Annotated in this window: 15 protein-coding genes; 6 read left to right on the forward strand and 9 right to left on the reverse strand. The window is 42.2% G+C overall.

The window, feature by feature from the left end:
* Positions 1 to 16: 16 nt before the first annotated feature.
* The 4 genes from AC1DBT_RS00500 to AC1DBT_RS00515 all read right to left on the reverse strand — a co-directional run bounded on the left by AC1DBT_RS00500 (position 17) and on the right by AC1DBT_RS00515 (position 5132).
* Positions 17 to 955, reverse strand: coding sequence for a DMT family transporter (locus tag AC1DBT_RS00500; protein WP_480018165.1), 939 nt, complete (start codon positions 953 to 955; stop codon positions 17 to 19).
* A gap of 82 nt (positions 956 to 1037) precedes the next feature.
* Positions 1038 to 2831, reverse strand: coding sequence for a phosphotransferase (locus AC1DBT_RS00505; protein ID WP_480018166.1), 1794 nt, complete (start codon positions 2829 to 2831; stop codon positions 1038 to 1040).
* A gap of 171 nt (positions 2832 to 3002) precedes the next feature.
* Positions 3003 to 4259, reverse strand: a complete 1257-nt coding sequence (locus AC1DBT_RS00510; RefSeq protein WP_480018167.1) for a lipopolysaccharide biosynthesis protein — start codon at positions 4257 to 4259, stop codon at positions 3003 to 3005.
* A gap of 3 nt (positions 4260 to 4262) precedes the next feature.
* Positions 4263 to 5132 (reverse strand): LicD family protein, encoded by an 870-nt coding sequence (locus AC1DBT_RS00515; protein WP_480018168.1) that lies wholly within the window; start codon positions 5130 to 5132, stop codon positions 4263 to 4265.
* Positions 5133 to 5268: 136 nt separating this feature from the next.
* Here AC1DBT_RS00515 and AC1DBT_RS00520 point away from each other — a divergent pair, with 136 nt between their 5' ends.
* Positions 5269 to 6078, forward strand: a complete 810-nt coding sequence (locus tag AC1DBT_RS00520) for a glycosyltransferase (protein ID WP_480018169.1) — start codon at positions 5269 to 5271, stop codon at positions 6076 to 6078.
* A 98-nt stretch (positions 6079 to 6176) separates the two neighbouring features.
* Here AC1DBT_RS00520 and AC1DBT_RS00525 read toward each other — a convergent pair whose 3' ends face one another.
* Positions 6177 to 7025: a LicD family protein gene (locus tag AC1DBT_RS00525; RefSeq protein ID WP_480018170.1), complete on the reverse strand. Its 849-nt coding sequence runs from the start codon at positions 7023 to 7025 to the stop codon at positions 6177 to 6179.
* A 162-nt stretch (positions 7026 to 7187) separates the two neighbouring features.
* Complete coding sequence (gene rfbC / locus AC1DBT_RS00530; protein WP_480018171.1) at positions 7188 to 7784, reverse strand: dTDP-4-dehydrorhamnose 3,5-epimerase; 597 nt, start codon at positions 7782 to 7784, stop codon at positions 7188 to 7190.
* Positions 7785 to 7991: 207 nt separating this feature from the next.
* Here rfbC and AC1DBT_RS00535 point away from each other — a divergent pair, with 207 nt between their 5' ends.
* Both AC1DBT_RS00535 and AC1DBT_RS00540 read left to right on the forward strand, forming a co-directional pair.
* Entirely contained in the window at positions 7992 to 8672 is a 681-nt protein-coding gene (locus tag AC1DBT_RS00535; RefSeq protein ID WP_480018172.1) for a glycosyltransferase family 2 protein, read from the forward strand.
* A gap of 70 nt (positions 8673 to 8742) precedes the next feature.
* Positions 8743 to 9141: a DUF2304 domain-containing protein gene (locus tag AC1DBT_RS00540; protein WP_480018173.1), complete on the forward strand. Its 399-nt coding sequence runs from the start codon at positions 8743 to 8745 to the stop codon at positions 9139 to 9141.
* 53 nt (positions 9142 to 9194) lie between these two features.
* Here the strand turns inward: AC1DBT_RS00540 and rfbB are convergent, their stop codons facing one another.
* The 3 genes from rfbB to rfbA are packed head-to-tail and all read right to left on the reverse strand — an operon-like array spanning position 9195 to position 12182.
* Positions 9195 to 10298: a dTDP-glucose 4,6-dehydratase gene (gene rfbB, locus AC1DBT_RS00545; RefSeq protein WP_480018174.1), complete on the reverse strand. Its 1104-nt coding sequence runs from the start codon at positions 10296 to 10298 to the stop codon at positions 9195 to 9197.
* A 52-nt stretch (positions 10299 to 10350) separates the two neighbouring features.
* Entirely contained in the window at positions 10351 to 11280 is a 930-nt protein-coding gene (gene rfbD, locus AC1DBT_RS00550; RefSeq protein WP_480018175.1) for a dTDP-4-dehydrorhamnose reductase, read from the reverse strand.
* Complete coding sequence (gene rfbA / locus AC1DBT_RS00555) at positions 11280 to 12182, reverse strand: glucose-1-phosphate thymidylyltransferase RfbA (protein WP_480018176.1); 903 nt, start codon at positions 12180 to 12182, stop codon at positions 11280 to 11282. Before rfbA ends, rfbD begins: the two co-directional genes overlap by 1 nt.
* Positions 12183 to 12449: 267 nt before the next feature.
* Between rfbA and AC1DBT_RS00560 the strand changes: the two genes are divergently transcribed.
* The 3 genes from AC1DBT_RS00560 to AC1DBT_RS00570 all read left to right on the forward strand — a co-directional run bounded on the left by AC1DBT_RS00560 (position 12450) and on the right by AC1DBT_RS00570 (position 16552).
* Positions 12450 to 13319 (forward strand): Mrp/NBP35 family ATP-binding protein, encoded by an 870-nt coding sequence (locus AC1DBT_RS00560; protein WP_480018177.1) that lies wholly within the window; start codon positions 12450 to 12452, stop codon positions 13317 to 13319.
* Positions 13320 to 13412: 93 nt separating this feature from the next.
* A complete protein-coding gene (locus AC1DBT_RS00565; RefSeq protein ID WP_480018178.1) occupies positions 13413 to 14795 on the forward strand; it encodes an aminoacetone oxidase family FAD-binding enzyme in 1383 nt (460 codons plus the stop codon).
* Between the two features lie 2 nt (positions 14796 to 14797).
* Complete coding sequence (locus tag AC1DBT_RS00570) at positions 14798 to 16552, forward strand: NAD(P)/FAD-dependent oxidoreductase (RefSeq protein ID WP_480018179.1); 1755 nt, start codon at positions 14798 to 14800, stop codon at positions 16550 to 16552.
* The last annotated feature ends 4 nt before the right edge of the window (positions 16553 to 16556 follow it).

Genomic DNA, 16556 nt, shown 5'->3' on the forward strand with positions numbered 1-16556 from the left:
CATGTTTTTGCATGTCTTACATTTGTCTATCAGTTTGAGGTAAAAAGACCGACCAATCAGGTGTTGCCGATAAAATGGTACCTACAAATATAGCAATACAACAAATAATACTTATAAGATTAGGCATAGTAGCTGCATACAACGATGAAAAAATGAGAGCCCATGCGCAATAAGAAATATTGCACGCCATCGCGCGTGCAGCACCTGTAACGTCGATTGCTTTGTAGTAGAACAAATACGACAAAGCGCCTGCAATACCTGCTCCTACAACAAATATACTGGCAGGCGCAACTGACATCTGTGCAACAAAACCCCATGCACCAACTAAAGGCAGCACAATTAAAGCGTAGGTAAGACTGGAAGTAAGCTCATGAATTAAAAGCGCTACATCGCAATCTAGATCTTGGGTAGACTGTAGCCCCCATGAGGCAAAAACAGCACCAGAACCCCATGCAAGAACACAGATAAATGCTGCCGCAACACCAATAATCGTGTTTCCTTCAACCGAACCTTGTGCAGTTTGCAAGCCAACCATAATAACACCTGCAAGCGCCACAAAAAGGGCAACAAGACGTTGAGTATTCATTGATTCCTTAAGGAAGAATACCGCAAGAAATGTACCAACCGCGGGATAAAATGCCGAGATAATTGCAGTTGGTGCCGGTCCTATATTGTTGATACTCGACATATACGCATTCATGCCAACAGGGCCGCTCATAAGAGCACCACAACATATGATGAGAGCTCCTTTTGTACGCAATGCCTGCAAAAACTGAGAAAATTTTCCGCGCACAACAACAAGTGTAATCAAAACTAACGCACTTATAATGTCGTGAACAGCCGCACACACCAAAGCCGCGTCAAGGGCACTATTAAACGGATGATACAAAAATGCAATGCCTAAAATACAGGTATCTAAACCCCATAAGATACCGCTTAAAAGACCAAATTTCATACACATCTCCCCTGCTTATACTCAAAAGCACATCATGCACTCATGGCATATAGTCATTCAAGAATACAAATAATTACAATGTCTAGTTTTTCCAAGCTGGAGCAATGCCACTTTCATACCAAGCCAAAATTTTATCGACATACTCGCCAGCATAACGGTAGTAAATATAGAGCCACACATCAACATTTTCGCCTTCGGCCTCTTTTTCAAGCGACCAAATATACCAACACCAGCCTGCAAATATAACGTACGCCCAGAAATGTCGACGTTCTTTGTCTGAAGCTTTTCTCCCAAAATAATAATCAATACATCTATTAGCACGTTCTTCGTCAAGCGAGCAGCATACACAAAACGTTCCAAAGTCATTGGCAATATCAGACATGCCTGCATATTCCCAGTCGATAAGCGTCATGGTGTCGTGCTCGTCTAACAGAAGATTAAGCATATAAAAATCATTATGTGATATGCATAAGGGATACCCATCAGCCTCTGCATACGATTTAAGTAAGGTAACTTTTTCTTTTAATTCATCGTAGCCATAAATATCAATAGGTCCATGCTCTTTAAGAAGCTGCTCGTAGCGCAAGCCTTCATCAAAGAAATCAAAGCGACGAGCAAGCTGTGCCGAGCTGTCATGAAGCGTCCTACACATCTGCATTGCACGTTTAAGTTGCGCATCATCGGTTGGGTCAAGGGTACGTGCATGGGGAATAAAACGCGAAATTTTCCAGCCCTTGCGTTCATCCTCATAGATAAATGTAGTATCGAGCCCTAATTCGCGAGCTTTAAGAAGCGCTGCACGTTCGCTTGTTCTGTCGATCATTTTATCGGTGCCAGCACCTGGATGACGATACACGTATTCTTTACCGCACACCGTAAAGTGACAAGACAAATTGGTAAGACCCTGCTTAAGTGGATAAAATCCACCAATATCTTGTTTTGAGCACGAAAGAGTTTTACAAATATTATCAAAGACCTCAGAGTCAACATTTTCCAAAAAATGAGGATCAAACGATCTTAAATCCTCAAGTGAGTCAAATTCTTTAATGTCATCACTTGAATACAGCCTTGAAACCATGGACAATTCTTTAAGATGATCAACATAAATATCTTCCCAAAGTTTATCTGCAGTCTCGGGTTTTGGGTATTCTTCCTGCAAAATATCAACAAATTTTTGTGAAAAAGCCGTATCAAAAAACACATGACCAAGCATAATATCGCTGTTATGGCCGCCAATGGTTACCTTGGTAATACGCCCCTGAGCCCCCGTTGTTACACACCACTCGTTGGTATCACCATCTACATGCTGCGTTGCGTAATATGCTCGATAGACATAGCGCTCAAAGGGGTTAATAACAAAATAATTATCAGACGAACAAATAAAGGTGTTACTCAGGCGATCTTTAACATGCCATAAGGTTGAGTTATTATTGCGTGTTGCATAATCAGGATTCACTACAATATCCACGCCATATTTTTGCGCAAGATAGAAAAAACATTCCTTTTTATAACCAACAACAACCGTAATATCTGAGATACCCTTTTCGAGTAGCTGCTTGATTTGGCGTTCAATAAGAACTTCGCCCTTAACTTTAAGAACACCTTTAGGACGTTCGTACGAAATGGGTGCAAAACGAGATGATAAACCAGCCGCCATAATAATTGCATTGTGGACTTCATAGGGCTTTAATGCAGCGCGACCCTTTTCACTTAGACGTCCATCTACAAGATATCCGACACGTTTTGCCTGCGCATATGCCGTATTTACTGAACCCAATGACATATGTGTTATTTCACAAAGCTCACGCTGGGTATAGAGCTGCTGGGAGCTTCCTTGTGCGCGCAAAATATAAAACATAGCTCTACTAAGACTCATTATCTGTCCTTTACAACTGCGATACCAACATGGTATTCATACGGTAACGCTCTCATGCGTTCATTTTTTAATTATAGAGTCAGATAATTGAACGTTCAATTATTTTATAGAGCAAACATAATCTGAACACAAAGAGCCTTGGACACAAAATCAAGTCATAGTTGCATGATTTTACCGTGTCTTTGAACGCTTACTCCGTTTTGTTTGCATAAATCCCACGAGCGTAACGCACAGGAAAACAAGGGCAACAATTAACATAGCCGCGTCATATATCACGACTGCACCACAAATTTTATAGGTATCCACCAATCCATATGCACAAAATGCAAACAAGGACGCAAGACCATATGCAGCAAAAATGTACTTCTGCATGCGCATCGTTACTACTGCATAGTAAAGAATTATGCCACTTGCATTAAAAAGTCCACCAACAATGAGAAGCATAAGCTCAAGCTTATATGCTGCAAGTTGAACACCATAAAGTGCGCCCAGCACTTCGATTCCTAAAAACCATGCCGCCAAACAGGTTACAAGTGTTGCCGCACAAATTGCCATAAATCCTTTAAAAATGATCTGCGCAAAGTCTTTAATGCGCGCTTGAGACCAGCACAACGCCATATCGGTAAGAAGCGGCTTAAAGACAAAGCCACTTAAAAGATTAATAACCAAAGACGGCATAAATAAAATGGAATAGAGCGCCTGGTAATCACGGGTTAAATACATATCTATTGCATATTTAGGAGCGTTAGTAATATATACAAGAAAGAACGAGCCTATACAAAGTGGCAAACACGTCCAAAACAGCTTAATTATGGCCGCAGGCTTAAATGACGGACGAAGCGACACAAACCGTTGAGCAAAAGGAATATTGCAAAAGAAAAATGCAAACGCAGACAAAATAAAAGCCACGATACATGAGGAGCATAAATCTCGAGTGATAAACGCCGCAATACAAAAACCAAGCATACACGCAATAATACGTGCGAAAAACGCGCGCCCAGCAATGTCAAGTCTGCCTCGCTGCTGAAACATGCCATGGAATACATCTTCAAATGCATCAAAGAGTTTAAGCAATGCTATCAACATAATGCTTAGTGCAACTGGTGTTATTCCATTGGTATAAAGCGTATATCCAACAATTACTACACACATAACAAGACAACTTATGTAACGCGCGGCAAGGTATGTTGCAAACGAAAATCGTTCTTGGGAATCGGTTGCTTGATAGGAGCGGATTTCAAAATGTCCAATAACTTGAAACTGTTGTGACAAGGCAAACGCAATCGCAAAAATACCCGCAGCTTCCAGGCCTAAAATGCGTGTAGTCATAAGCAACAAAATTGCACTGGAAAGAGCATTTGCAGCACTACCTAGCGTATTCCATATATAATTTTTGCGCAGTTGCGCCTTACTTTGAGCTATTTCCACACGTTATTCCTTAATGTCTTTATACGGTCCAAAGTCTAAGCGAGAAGGATAATGATTTTTTCGATCATTTTCGGGTGGTAATTGCATATAATCGCCAAATCCACGCCTAAGCATCACATCATAGGCCTTAGGAAGATTAACCGTAATAGTTTCAAAGGGAACACGGATAGCCGGATAGGCCTCCGCACGCGTTACCGCCCATGCATGAGGATCTCTGTCCATAAAATCAACGTAGGTCTCACCTTGTTCATGTTCTGCCAGACGAGCATAATGCTCCCAACGTGCATGAATCCAGCGAGGTGAAACATGAAAAATTTTCATTGCCCAATAGGCCAGATAGCATGCAGCCAATACTAATCCTTTAAGCGGCTGAGAAAGTTGGACATGAGGCGCAGGCGTAGCACGCAAAAAAGCGAGACGTGCAAAAAACCATGTCATACGCCTTTGACGTGCAAACATACGAGGATTATTCGAAGGCTTATCCAATGCAAACAGTCCAATGCCGATAGGATATTGGAAAGGACAATGTGCAAATTCCTCTGGAACACAAAACGTATTCTTGAGTGAAAAGTTAGCATTGCATGCAGGGAAAAACGGCTCTGTCCTACCACTTATAAGTTCAAAGGCCTCCCCCATTTCTTGAGGAGCTTCGCGCATAAAGCGTTCATAGTCTTCTCTAAATAGAGCAATATCAACATCGTCATCCCAAGGAATAAAGCCTTTATGGCGAACTGTACCAATTGCGGTACCACCATACACATAATATTCAATGTTGAGCTTTTGACAAATACGATCAAATTCACCCAAAATCATGGTTGAAATGAGCTGGAGTTGTCTTAATTCATGAGGATCTTCATATTGTTTATAGGCCATTCTACATCCACTTCTGTAATACATATATCGGTATAACTCATGTGTATACATAAGCCTTCACACGTATTCTCAACGCATCTTGCTATTATACTATGTTATGGTTTCTCTACAGAATCTTGGCAACCAAAGGAAGAACGTGTATACATCTAACGACCATTGTTTTGTTATTTGCGCATATAAAGACAGTCCCTACCTTGAGGATTGCATGCGCTCGCTAAAAAATCAAAGTGTGACAAGTCGTGTGCTTTTAGTTACGTCCACGCCATCGGACACCATAGAACATCTATGTTCACAATATGGCATACCCTTTTATATCAATACCACTGATTCTCATGGCATAGGCGGCGACTGGAATTTTGCATTATCGCGTGCAGACACAAAGCTTGTAACAATTGCGCACCAAGACGACGTATATAAACCCCGTTATGTAGAAGAAATGCTTGCACATATAAATGCCGCCACAGATCCGCTGCTGTATTTCTCGGGATATGCAGAGCTGCGTGGAACTACGGAAGTTTGTGATAATCGTCTTTTAGGTATTAAGCGCCTCATGCTTATGCCGCTTCAATTACACACTTTAGCTCAGGTAAAGCTCATAAAGCGCTTAATTTTAGCTTTTGGCAACCCTATTTGTTGTCCTGCTGTCACCTATATTATGCATAAATTTACACGTCCTCTTTTTGAAACAAGCTATGGATCCAATCTTGACTGGCAAACATGGGAGTTTTTAAGTAGAAAACAAGGCATGTTTGTTTATAATCCAAAGCCTCTTATGTGTCATCGAATCCATGAAGGATCAGAAACATCTCGTTTAATTGAAAATAATAAACGCGAGCAAGAGGATTTAAGCATGCTGAAACGTTTTTGGCCAACCTGCATTGCGCGCGCTATAAACAAACTGTATGCGCGTGGACAAATGAGCAACCAAACTTCAAAACGGGCGTAAAGCGGTTAAAATGAATAGAATCGCTCGACATACCTCGGTAAAGTGCATGCACCCGGCAAAGCTGCAAGGTGCATGATACTCACATGAGAAAATAGCTCTTACTTCCAAGAACCAAAATCTAGACGTGCAGGATAGTGATTTTTACGCTGTTCAACGGGAGGCATTTGCATATAATCGCCGTAAAAAGCACGCAAATGAGCGTCTATATTTGCTGGAAACTTTACGTTAAAACCTTCAAAAGGCAAAATCACGGGCGGCAATACTTCTTCCCATGTCCAAACCAGATTATAAGGATTGGTATCGCACAGATAGCCAATGCGACCAGTTTTTTCATCGGCATACTGTTCGTGAGCTTCTGTTTCTTTTTTTAGACAGTATTCAAGACTAAGCGGCATGTGCGAAATAATCCAACCAGCGGTATACGTTACAAAACGTACGACCGAACCCTTAAATCCGTGATAGACAATAAAGGGCTTGGGAATTAATTTAAGGAGGCGCATATGCGACCAAAACCATGCCTTACGAGCCTGTTTACGAAAAAGCTTATCGTCATCGGGAATGTTATCAAGGCAGTAGATATCAAGGAAGATGCCTAAATCAAGCGGTAAATCTTTAAGTGCTTCCTCGCAAAATTGCGTACCTTTAATCATAATACGCGATGTTGGAAGTGGATAATGAGGATCTTTATGTGCGTTCATAACGGTATATGTTTTTGAATAATCACGCTCAAAAACACTTAAAAGTTTTTTATAGTCACATGCAGGAAGACAAACGTCAATGTCGTCATCCCAAGGAATAAAACCTTTATGACGAAATGCACCAATGCCAGTTCCACCATAAGCAAAATACGTCAGGTCATATTCGTCACACACATGAATAAAATCTTTTAAAATCATCAGTTCTAGGCGTTGAACATGAGCAAGTGTCTTGTCATCATATTCTTTCATGCAAAAGCCTCCAAGTGATTCTGGTTACATGTGACAACCATTGTAGCGTCGTTTAATCGTATGCTACAAAAAGATACAAAAGTTCTTTAGTTGGAAGTTTGCACATGCCAGTTGCGTCTATTTTTGATTGAGCGTGCCAAAGCTATACGCACACGCGCGTTTCTAAAACGAAATGTGAGTATCTCTTAAGAACGGATGCGTTTTATCTTTTTCGGACAAAATAAGTGATGATGGATTAAATGCTGTATCGCCTGATAAAGCTGGCCACTCGATTGCAATATCAGGGTCATTCCACATAATGCCACCCTCGTCACCTGGATGATAGATGTCATCACACTTGTAACAAAATTCGGCCTCGTCGCTCAAAACCAAAAAACCATGGGCAAAGCCTTGAGGTATATAAAATTGGGTATGATTTTCTTCGGAAAGGATAACGCCTTCCCATTGGCCATAGGTAGCAGAGCCTTTTCTTAAATCGACCGCCACATCAAAGACGCGGCCTTTTACCACGCGAACAAGCTTTGATTGCGGATGATGAATTTGAAAATGGAGGCCGCGCAAAACACCACGGCAAGATTTTGAGTGATTGTCCTGAACAAACTTGGTTGTAATACCCGCTTGTATAAAGTCGGGTTCTTTATACGTTTCCATAAAGAAGCCGCGCTCATCACCAAATACTTTTGTGTTAATAATGAAAAGCCCATCAATTTTGCTGCGATGAAAGACAAAATTTCCCTGTTCAATACATGGTGATTCCATAGTAACTCCTTGAGATAACCCGATGTATGAGCGCAGAGGCACTTACCCCTGGCGCGCTTGCGAAACTTCTTTATTGTAACCCATAGAAAATGCGATAAACCTGCATGGCGTTTCTTCATAAATCCATAATAGATGAGCATACACAGAAAATTATGCGTGCTTAAATAGTGTATACTCATGCATGTAAGAACACTTATGAGGAGTTTTATGCCAAAAATATTAGCAGTTGTTCCTGCTTACAATGAAGCCGCCTGTCTAGAGCGAACTATTCGGGAATTAACGGCCAGTTGTCCTCAAATAGATTATCTCGTTGTAAACGATGGCTCAAAAGATACAACCGCACTTATCTGCGAGCAGAACAAGTTTAATTACTTGTCACTTCCCATTAACTGCGGGCTTACTGCAGGTTTTCAAACGGGTATGAAATATGCATATCGGCATAACTACGAAGCTGTTGTCCAGTTTGATGCAGATGGACAGCATATGCCCGACTATATTATGAGCATGTACGAATGTATGTGCGCCCAAGATGCCGACATTGTCATTGGCTCGCGTACCGGTGTTGATAAACCCACAGGCGCGCGCGGACTTGGATCGCGCCTTATTTCGGCACTTATTCATCTGATAGCTCACATATCAATTCAGGATCCAACATCGGGATTGCGCATGTACAACAAAAAACTTATACGCATCTATGCTCAAGCTTTTGACTTAGCTCCAGAGCCCGATGCATTGGCATATTTTGCCCGACACGGTTATACCATTGGAGAAGTGCCGGTAAAAATGCGCGAACGACAAGGCGGCCAAAGCTACTTTGATATAGGTCATATCATTTCATACATGAGCCGCACCTGCATGTCTATCGTTTTATTTCAATGGTTTAGATAACCTAGACACCAAACTTAAGCAAAAATATGCATGAAGTGGTACATGCACGTATTGTATAAGGGAGAACTACATGTCAATTATCTTACGTATATTGCTGATCGTAGGTGCTGTAGGAATTATGGCTGTTGTTTTACGAAGCATTAAAAAGTCACGCATACAGATAGAAGATTCACTTTTTTGGGTATCGTTTGTGGGAATTGTGGTTATTATAGCGTTGGTACCTGCTGTAATGATCTTTTTTTCGCGCATACTAGGCTTTGTTTCTACCAGTAATTTTGTCTTTTTATGTGTCGTAGGCATCTTACTTATTAAGGTCTTTACCTCGTCTGTTGAAATTTCTCGTCTTAAGTATAGAGTTAATCAACTCGCGCAAGAAATGGCACTTGCGCAAAAGAAAACACGTGAAGACAACGAACAGAAACTCCCTTTTGAAGAGACTGTTGAGCCATTTAAGAACACACGTATTTAGCTGTATGAATTATCTGTTTTAATATTTGACCTTTCCATTTAATAGCTGGCAACTTAACGATTGTCATACATCTTTTTGTAGTAGCTTTGATACGCGCCTGAACAGACATGCTCGGTCCACGCTTGATGCGATAAATACCAATCGATGGTTTTAATGATACCGTCTTCATACGTGGTTTCTGGGTACCAACCAAGTTCATCTTTAATTTTGGTAGGCTCAATTCCATAACGCCTGTCGTGACCTTTTCTATCCCCAACGTAGCGGATTAAATCTTCTGTAATAGCATGGTCTCCTGTAACGTTACGAACGTGCTCAACAATGGTTTTTACAATGTAGATATTTGAGCGCTCATTATGACCGCCAACGTTATAGGCATTGCCCAACCGTCCGCGTTGTAACACCATATCAATAGCCTTGCAATGATCGTCTACATACAGCCAGTCGCGCACATTAAGACCATCTCCATAGACCGGCAATTCTTTATGGTGAAGTGCATTATGAATCATAAGCGGAATCAATTTTTCTGGAAACTGAAATGGTCCGTAATTATTTGAACAGCGCGTCACAAGTGCGGGAAACTTGTACGTATCCCAATAAGCGCGCGTGAGCATGTCAGCAGAAGCTTTTGAGGCAGAATACGGGCTATGCCCACACAGAGGCGTATCCTCGTGAAAATAGGTGGCATGTGCAGGATTTTTAGGGCTCCCGTTTGGATTCACCTCGTCTGGAATTGCAAGCGCGCCGTAAACTTCGTCGGTTGAAACTTGTAAAAATCGATGATCGCCAAAACTTCCTTTATCATCAAGCCAAAGCTTTTTGCAACAGTTAAGAAGGGTAACACAGCCTAAAACATTTGTTTCGACAAAAATTTGAGGAGTCTCAATGGAGCGATCTACATGGGACTCAGCTGCAAAATTTACCACATAGTTAGGCTTATACGTACGCAGTACGCGCGACACCTCACAGGCATCACGAATGTCCACACGCTCAAAGGCATACCGCGGATCATCTTCTATGGAACGCAAGTTTTCAAGATTTCCTGCATAGGTAAGGCAGTCCATGTTAACGATACGGATATCGGTATAGTTACGCAGCATATAAAGGATAAAATTAGAGCCAATAAAGCCTGCACCGCCGGTAACCAGATATGTTTTCATGATTGTTCCTTTCACGTTTGCGAGGTTGCATGTAAACGCATGCTGACAAAAGTTAGTGCGCGCTCAAAGAGCTCTGTACATATTCGATATGTTCAAAATAGCTTGCCAGCGCATCGGGCCAAGGGCGCATTTCGTTGCCTATGGTTTGCACAAGATGCTTGTTTTCTAAACTTGAATAATGAGGGCGCTGCGCCGCTTGAGGGTTCATACGCTTATACTCTTGGGAAGTACACGCAACAACTTTACACGCAAGCTGTGCGTGTTTCATAATAGCTGAAGCAAAATCGAACCATGAACAAGTTCCTTCATTTGTCACATGATAAATTCCATAGGACTGAGTTTGGGCTATACGCAAAATCTCGTATGCCAAATCATTGGCAGAAGTTGGATTTCCCATCTGATCGCAAACAACAGAAATCTGGTCATGGGTTTTACCAAGCCCAATCATGGTTTGTACAAAATTCTTGCCGACATATCCATAAAGCCAAGCAGCTCGAACAACAAATGATTTTGGATTTTGCGCCAAAACTAAAGCTTCACCAGCAAGCTTAGTACGACCGTATGCACTTATCGGACATGGATAATCATCTTCGGTGCGAGGACGTGCTTCGGTTCCGCTAAAAACATAATCGGTAGAAACTTGAACGAGTTTTGCACCTTGTTCTGCACATATTCGTGCAAGATTAAGCGGTCCTTGTGCATTGGCACTAAAGGCAGCTGCCTCGTGTTGCTCACATCCGTCGACGTTGGTCATAGCTGCACCGTTAATAACCAAATCATAAGGATCTCTACTAGCAACATAGGCACGTACAGCTTCATAATCAGAAATGTCTAGATCTTCAAGATCTACGTAATCAATACAGGCGTGCGCATACTCACAAGGCACTGGCCCTATTTCGGCTTGTAAGGTGCTCAAAAGACGTCGCAATTCGCAGCCAAGCTGGCCGTGAGAGCCTGTAACAAGAATATGAAGTGGTTTCATTACTCAAAATCCTTTTCACTTGGTATGATTTTACCTTCGGCAACAGCTTTAAGATGTCGTCCGTAATCACTTTTTCCGTAACGATCAGCGCAGGAAACCAGCTGGTCTTGGGTGATCCATCCATTTTCGTATGCAATTTCTTCGGGGACACTCACAGGTAAATCCTGAGCCTGTTCAACCGTACGTACAAATTGCGATGCTTCAAACAACGATTCCATGGTTCCCGTATCAAGCCAGGCAAAACCGCGACCCAAAGTAACAACATCTAAACTACCATCATCTAGGTACATACGATTGAGATCGGTTATTTCATACTCACCACGCGCGGATGGTGTAACTTTTGATGCAAAATCAACGACGCGATTATCATAAAAATAGAGCCCTGTAACTGCATAATTGCTTTTAGGCACCAAAGGCTTTTCTTCAATAGAAACCGCGTTAAAATGCTTATCAAATTCAACCACACCAAAACGCTCGGGATCATCAACTCGATAACCAAATACCGTTGCGCGTCCTTGTTGCGCACGTGCAGAAGCTTTGCGCATACGAAGCGCAAGGCCGTTACCATAAAAAATATTGTCGCCCAGCACTAATGCACATGCATCTGTTCCAACAAAATCTTTGCCTATAACAAAAGCTTGGGCAAGTCCATCTGGACTTGGTTGAACAGCATACGAAAGAGAAATACCAAAATCAGCTCCTGTACCTAACAGGCGTTTAAAATTAGGTAAATCATGAGGCGTTGAGATAATCATAATGTCACGAATACCTGCAAGCATAAGGGTTGACAACGGGTAATACACCATTGGTTTATCATATACAGGCAAAAGCTGTTTGCTTGTGACAGTGGTAAGTGGATAAAGTCTTGTACCCGAACCACCTGCTAAAATGATACCTTTCACATGAACCCCTTACAGAAGTGTCCTTTTAAGTTATCTCAACGTACTAAGTCTAACATGAACATGCATAAACGTGAAAATCACAACAGTTGCAACATAGGACTATTGATGTCAGCAACACTTTCGCGCGCGTATAGATAAACGAGCGTGGTAATACTATTGAATCAATTACTTTGCCTAAAAAATTATGTTCAAGTGGGGTATATTTTTAATACAAGATAACTTACCACACAACACAGCATGCTCATACATGCAATAAAAGGAGTATTTGTGGCAGTCGATATTGATAAAGAGGCGCTCAGGCGCGAGGTAGCTCAGACCTTAGGCCACGGGCGCGCTCACGAACAACAACTAAGATCACCTCAACTCTTTGAGCTTACTGAACATGCCCATGTAAAGCATATTATTGGCGTTATATCGGGCAAAGGCGGTGTTGGTAAGTCACTCATCTGTGGAGCATGTGCAATTGAGCTCAAACGTCTGGGCTTTAACGTTGGCATATTGGATGCAGATATTACAGGACCGTCTATTCCTAAGATGTTTGGACTTTCTGGACAACATGCCTATGGAAAAGATGACAAGATCATTCCTGCGCGCTCGTCTCAAGACATAAAAATCATGAGCACCAATTTGGTTGTTGAACATGAAACCGATCCCGTCCTATGGCGTGGACCTATGCTTATGGGCGCCCTCAAACAGTTTTTTGAGGACACTCTTTGGGGCAACCTTGATTATTTGCTTATTGATATGCCTCCTGGAACGGGCGATGTTGCCATAACTGTTTTTCAGTCGATGCCCATAGACGGCGTAATTATTGTGTCCTCGCCGCAAGATTTGGTGCAAATGGTTGTTGGAAAAGCTCTCAAAATGGCAAAAATGATGCAAGTTGATATTTTGGGCATTGTTGAAAACATGTCTTTTATAAAATGCCCTGATTGCGACAAAACGATCTACCCCTATGGCGAGTCGCATTTGTTAGAAACGTCACAACATTTTAATGTTTGCGCACTTGATCAGGTAGAAATCATGCCCTACATAGCTCAAAGCTGTGATACGGGATTACTGGAGACTACCTTACAAACAGGTCTTATACCAAAGACACTTAAGGTGTTAACTGATCTTGAAGCACAACAAAACTAAGTGCAGGATAGCTATTAACCAATACGAAGCTGCATAAGAACACAAACTTAACTCTGCAAACATGTGAGCTGCTGTGATTTTAGGATACTACGCATGAAACATACCACTTGGAAAAAACCTTCACGAAGCGCGCGGACGGCGCAACTTATCCAACAGGCTTATGAAGTCACGGCTCCTCGTAGCGCAGATGTTGTAATCATAGGAGGAGGTGCCGCTGGTTTAGCGTGCGCCATTACCTTGGCTGAGCATGGTATCTCCCCTTGCATTATCGAACAAAACCTAGAACTGGGAACTTCCATTCTTCCTACTGGTAATGGAGCATGTAATTTCTCAACAACAAATCTTAATCCCTTAGGTTATAACAATCCACATTTTGTTGAGCAATCCTTTGGGCCTTGTGCGCTTGAGGATATTTATGAATTCTTTAAACGATGCGGTCTCTTATGGTGTTCAAAACAAGACCGACTCTATCCTCACTCGTTGCAAGCTTCGTCGGTAACTTCAGTGTTACTGAATACTCTAGAATCCTATAAGCACACTCATATATGCGGACGTACGGTTACTCGTATTGACCAACAAGATACGGGTTTTAAAATTAGCTATGAGAACTTATGGGATGTGCAAACAATGCAGCGTGCAACTCACGATCGTATACGCAAAACAATTGTTGCGCAAAACGTTGTGATTGCATGTGGCGGAAAAAACAATCTGCCAATACTTCCATCTCAACTATCAACAACTAACTTTACTCCCCTCTTATGCCCTTTGCTTTGCGCCGATGATCCACTTTTTGTGTTAAATGGATTACGCGCACAAGCAAAATTATCTCTTGAACGCGCAGATAAGGTAATTTGGCAAGAAGCAGGTGAGGTACTCATACGTGACTATGGCATATCGGGTATTGTAAGTTTTAATGCATCACGATTTGCGCGGACGCAAGATCATATAGTTGTTAACTTTTTGCCTGAATATACAACTTCACAGGCTTATGAACTTATCTACAACACGCTTTTATCCTACAAAGAGCGCGCGTGTAACGTACATAATTCTGTAGCCGTAGCACAAAAGACGTATACTGAACGCGACCTAGCTTGTGCGCTTAGTGGCATCTTTACACCCGAACTTGCTCAGTTTTTTGCAAAAACAAGTTTTATAAACCTCAACCAAAAGACTCAAAAATCTACCGATCTAAACACACGCGCAGGTGCTTTACGCTCACTTATACAAAACTATAAACTTAAGTTTATTTCAACTACTCAAACTACGTCAGCACAGGTACATCGAGGTGGTGTTTCTAGCACCGATATAAATCCTCACACATTGGAAGCTCATCATATTCCTGGCTTATACGTTATAGGAGAATCCCTTGACATAGACGGTATGTGTGGCGGGTATAATCTCTCGTGGGCATGGAAGTCTGGCATGAGTGCTGCTCAAAGCATATGCGCGTCATACAAAACTCTTAAGGAACAATAAACATGATTGATATATCTTCACTTACTTGCAGTTTACAAACATATAAACGTTGGCATGCCGATGAAAAACACTGGATTATTCAACAACTTTGCGGTATGTTTGGCATTTCTGATCATGAAATAGACAACTGCCTCATTATCCGAAAATCACTTGATGCGCGTCATAAGGGTGCTCTTACCATGCTGTACCATGTTCGTATTGCTCTAAAACAAGGAGCAGCTTACGAACAGCAACTCATTGATACCTACAACAAAAATCAAACTCATGCAAAGCGCGCGGCACACAGCACCTGCTCTAATCACAAAGGTGCTCGTAAAGGTATCCATCATAAAGTATCTTATGCACGAGTAACGTATTGCGAAGCGCAATCCTCGCCACAATTTCCAGCTTCGTGCGATCTTGCACTCACCTATCCAATTGTTGTAGTGGGAGCCGGATGCGCCGGTCTCTTTGCCGCGCTGTATCTTGCACACGCAGGATTAAAGCCACTGCTCATCGAGCGCGGAGAATCGGCTTCTGCACGCATGCATTCAATACAAGAGTTTATAGCTCACAAGACGCTTAATACCAACAGCAATATTCAGTTTGGCATAGGCGGTGCAGGAACGTTTTCTGATGGCAAGCTAGGAACTGGTACAAAAAGCCCGTTGCATAAGCTTATCCTAGAAACGTTTGTTCGTATGGGTGCACCTGAGCACATACTATGGGATGCAAAACCTCATATTGGTTCTGATATTTTGCCACGTATTGTTACCAATATGGTAAAAGAAATAGAAGCGTTCGGTGGCGAAGTTCGCTTTTCTACCTTGATGACACAGCTGGAGCTTAAGAACAAACAAGTTACAGGTATTTGGCTCAGTTCAACAGCGCACGATGCCCTTCGTAGCGAAGAACACATTACAACGCATCATGTGATTCTTGCCACGGGACATTCCGCACGTGATACCTATACCATGTTGCATCGCGCGGGAATATATATGGAAAAAAAGACGTTTGCTATGGGAGTGAGAATTGAGCATTTGCAATCCGCAATAAATGCCGCGCAGTATGGCTTAAATCCTGCTACAAAAATTTTAGGAGCAGCAGATTACAAAATAGCTTGTCATCTTGGATCCAAAAGAAGCGCGTTTAGCTTTTGCATGTGCCCAGGTGGTTATGTAGTTGCGGCAACAAGCGAAAAACACGCAGTGGTAACAAACGGTATGAGCCTTTCAACACGTGCAGGAACTAACGCAAATGCAGGTTTTCTTGCCAATGTATTCCCCGAAGATTTAGACAGCGCAGATGTTCTTGCAGGATTAAAATTACAAGAGGAGTGCGAACAAAAAGCATATACCATTGCGGGCAAAACGTATCAAGCACCTGCACAATTGGTAGGCGACTTTTTGCAGCATCGAGCATCCACCGGCGCCAGAAGCGTTTCTCCCACATATCCACTTGGCGTAACATGGACCGATATAACACTGTGTTTGCCAAACTATATTACGCAAACCCTACGTGAAGCATTGCCAGAGCTCGACAAAAAATTACATGGATTTAACTGCGAAGACGCTGTTTTAACAGGAGTCGAAACGCGTTCAAGTTCACCGCTTAGGCTTACACGGAGCGAAACCCTTGAATCTCTTTCAACGAAAGGACTCATGCCTTGCGGAGAAGGAGCTGGATATGCAGGAGGAATCATGAGTGCAGCAACTGACGGTCTACGCGCGGCACAAGCGCTTACTCAAAGTCTCACTTCTTCAACGCACAGCGATTAATTGC

It is taken from the genome of Fannyhessea sp. C0108B2 (genome assembly GCF_056583915.1).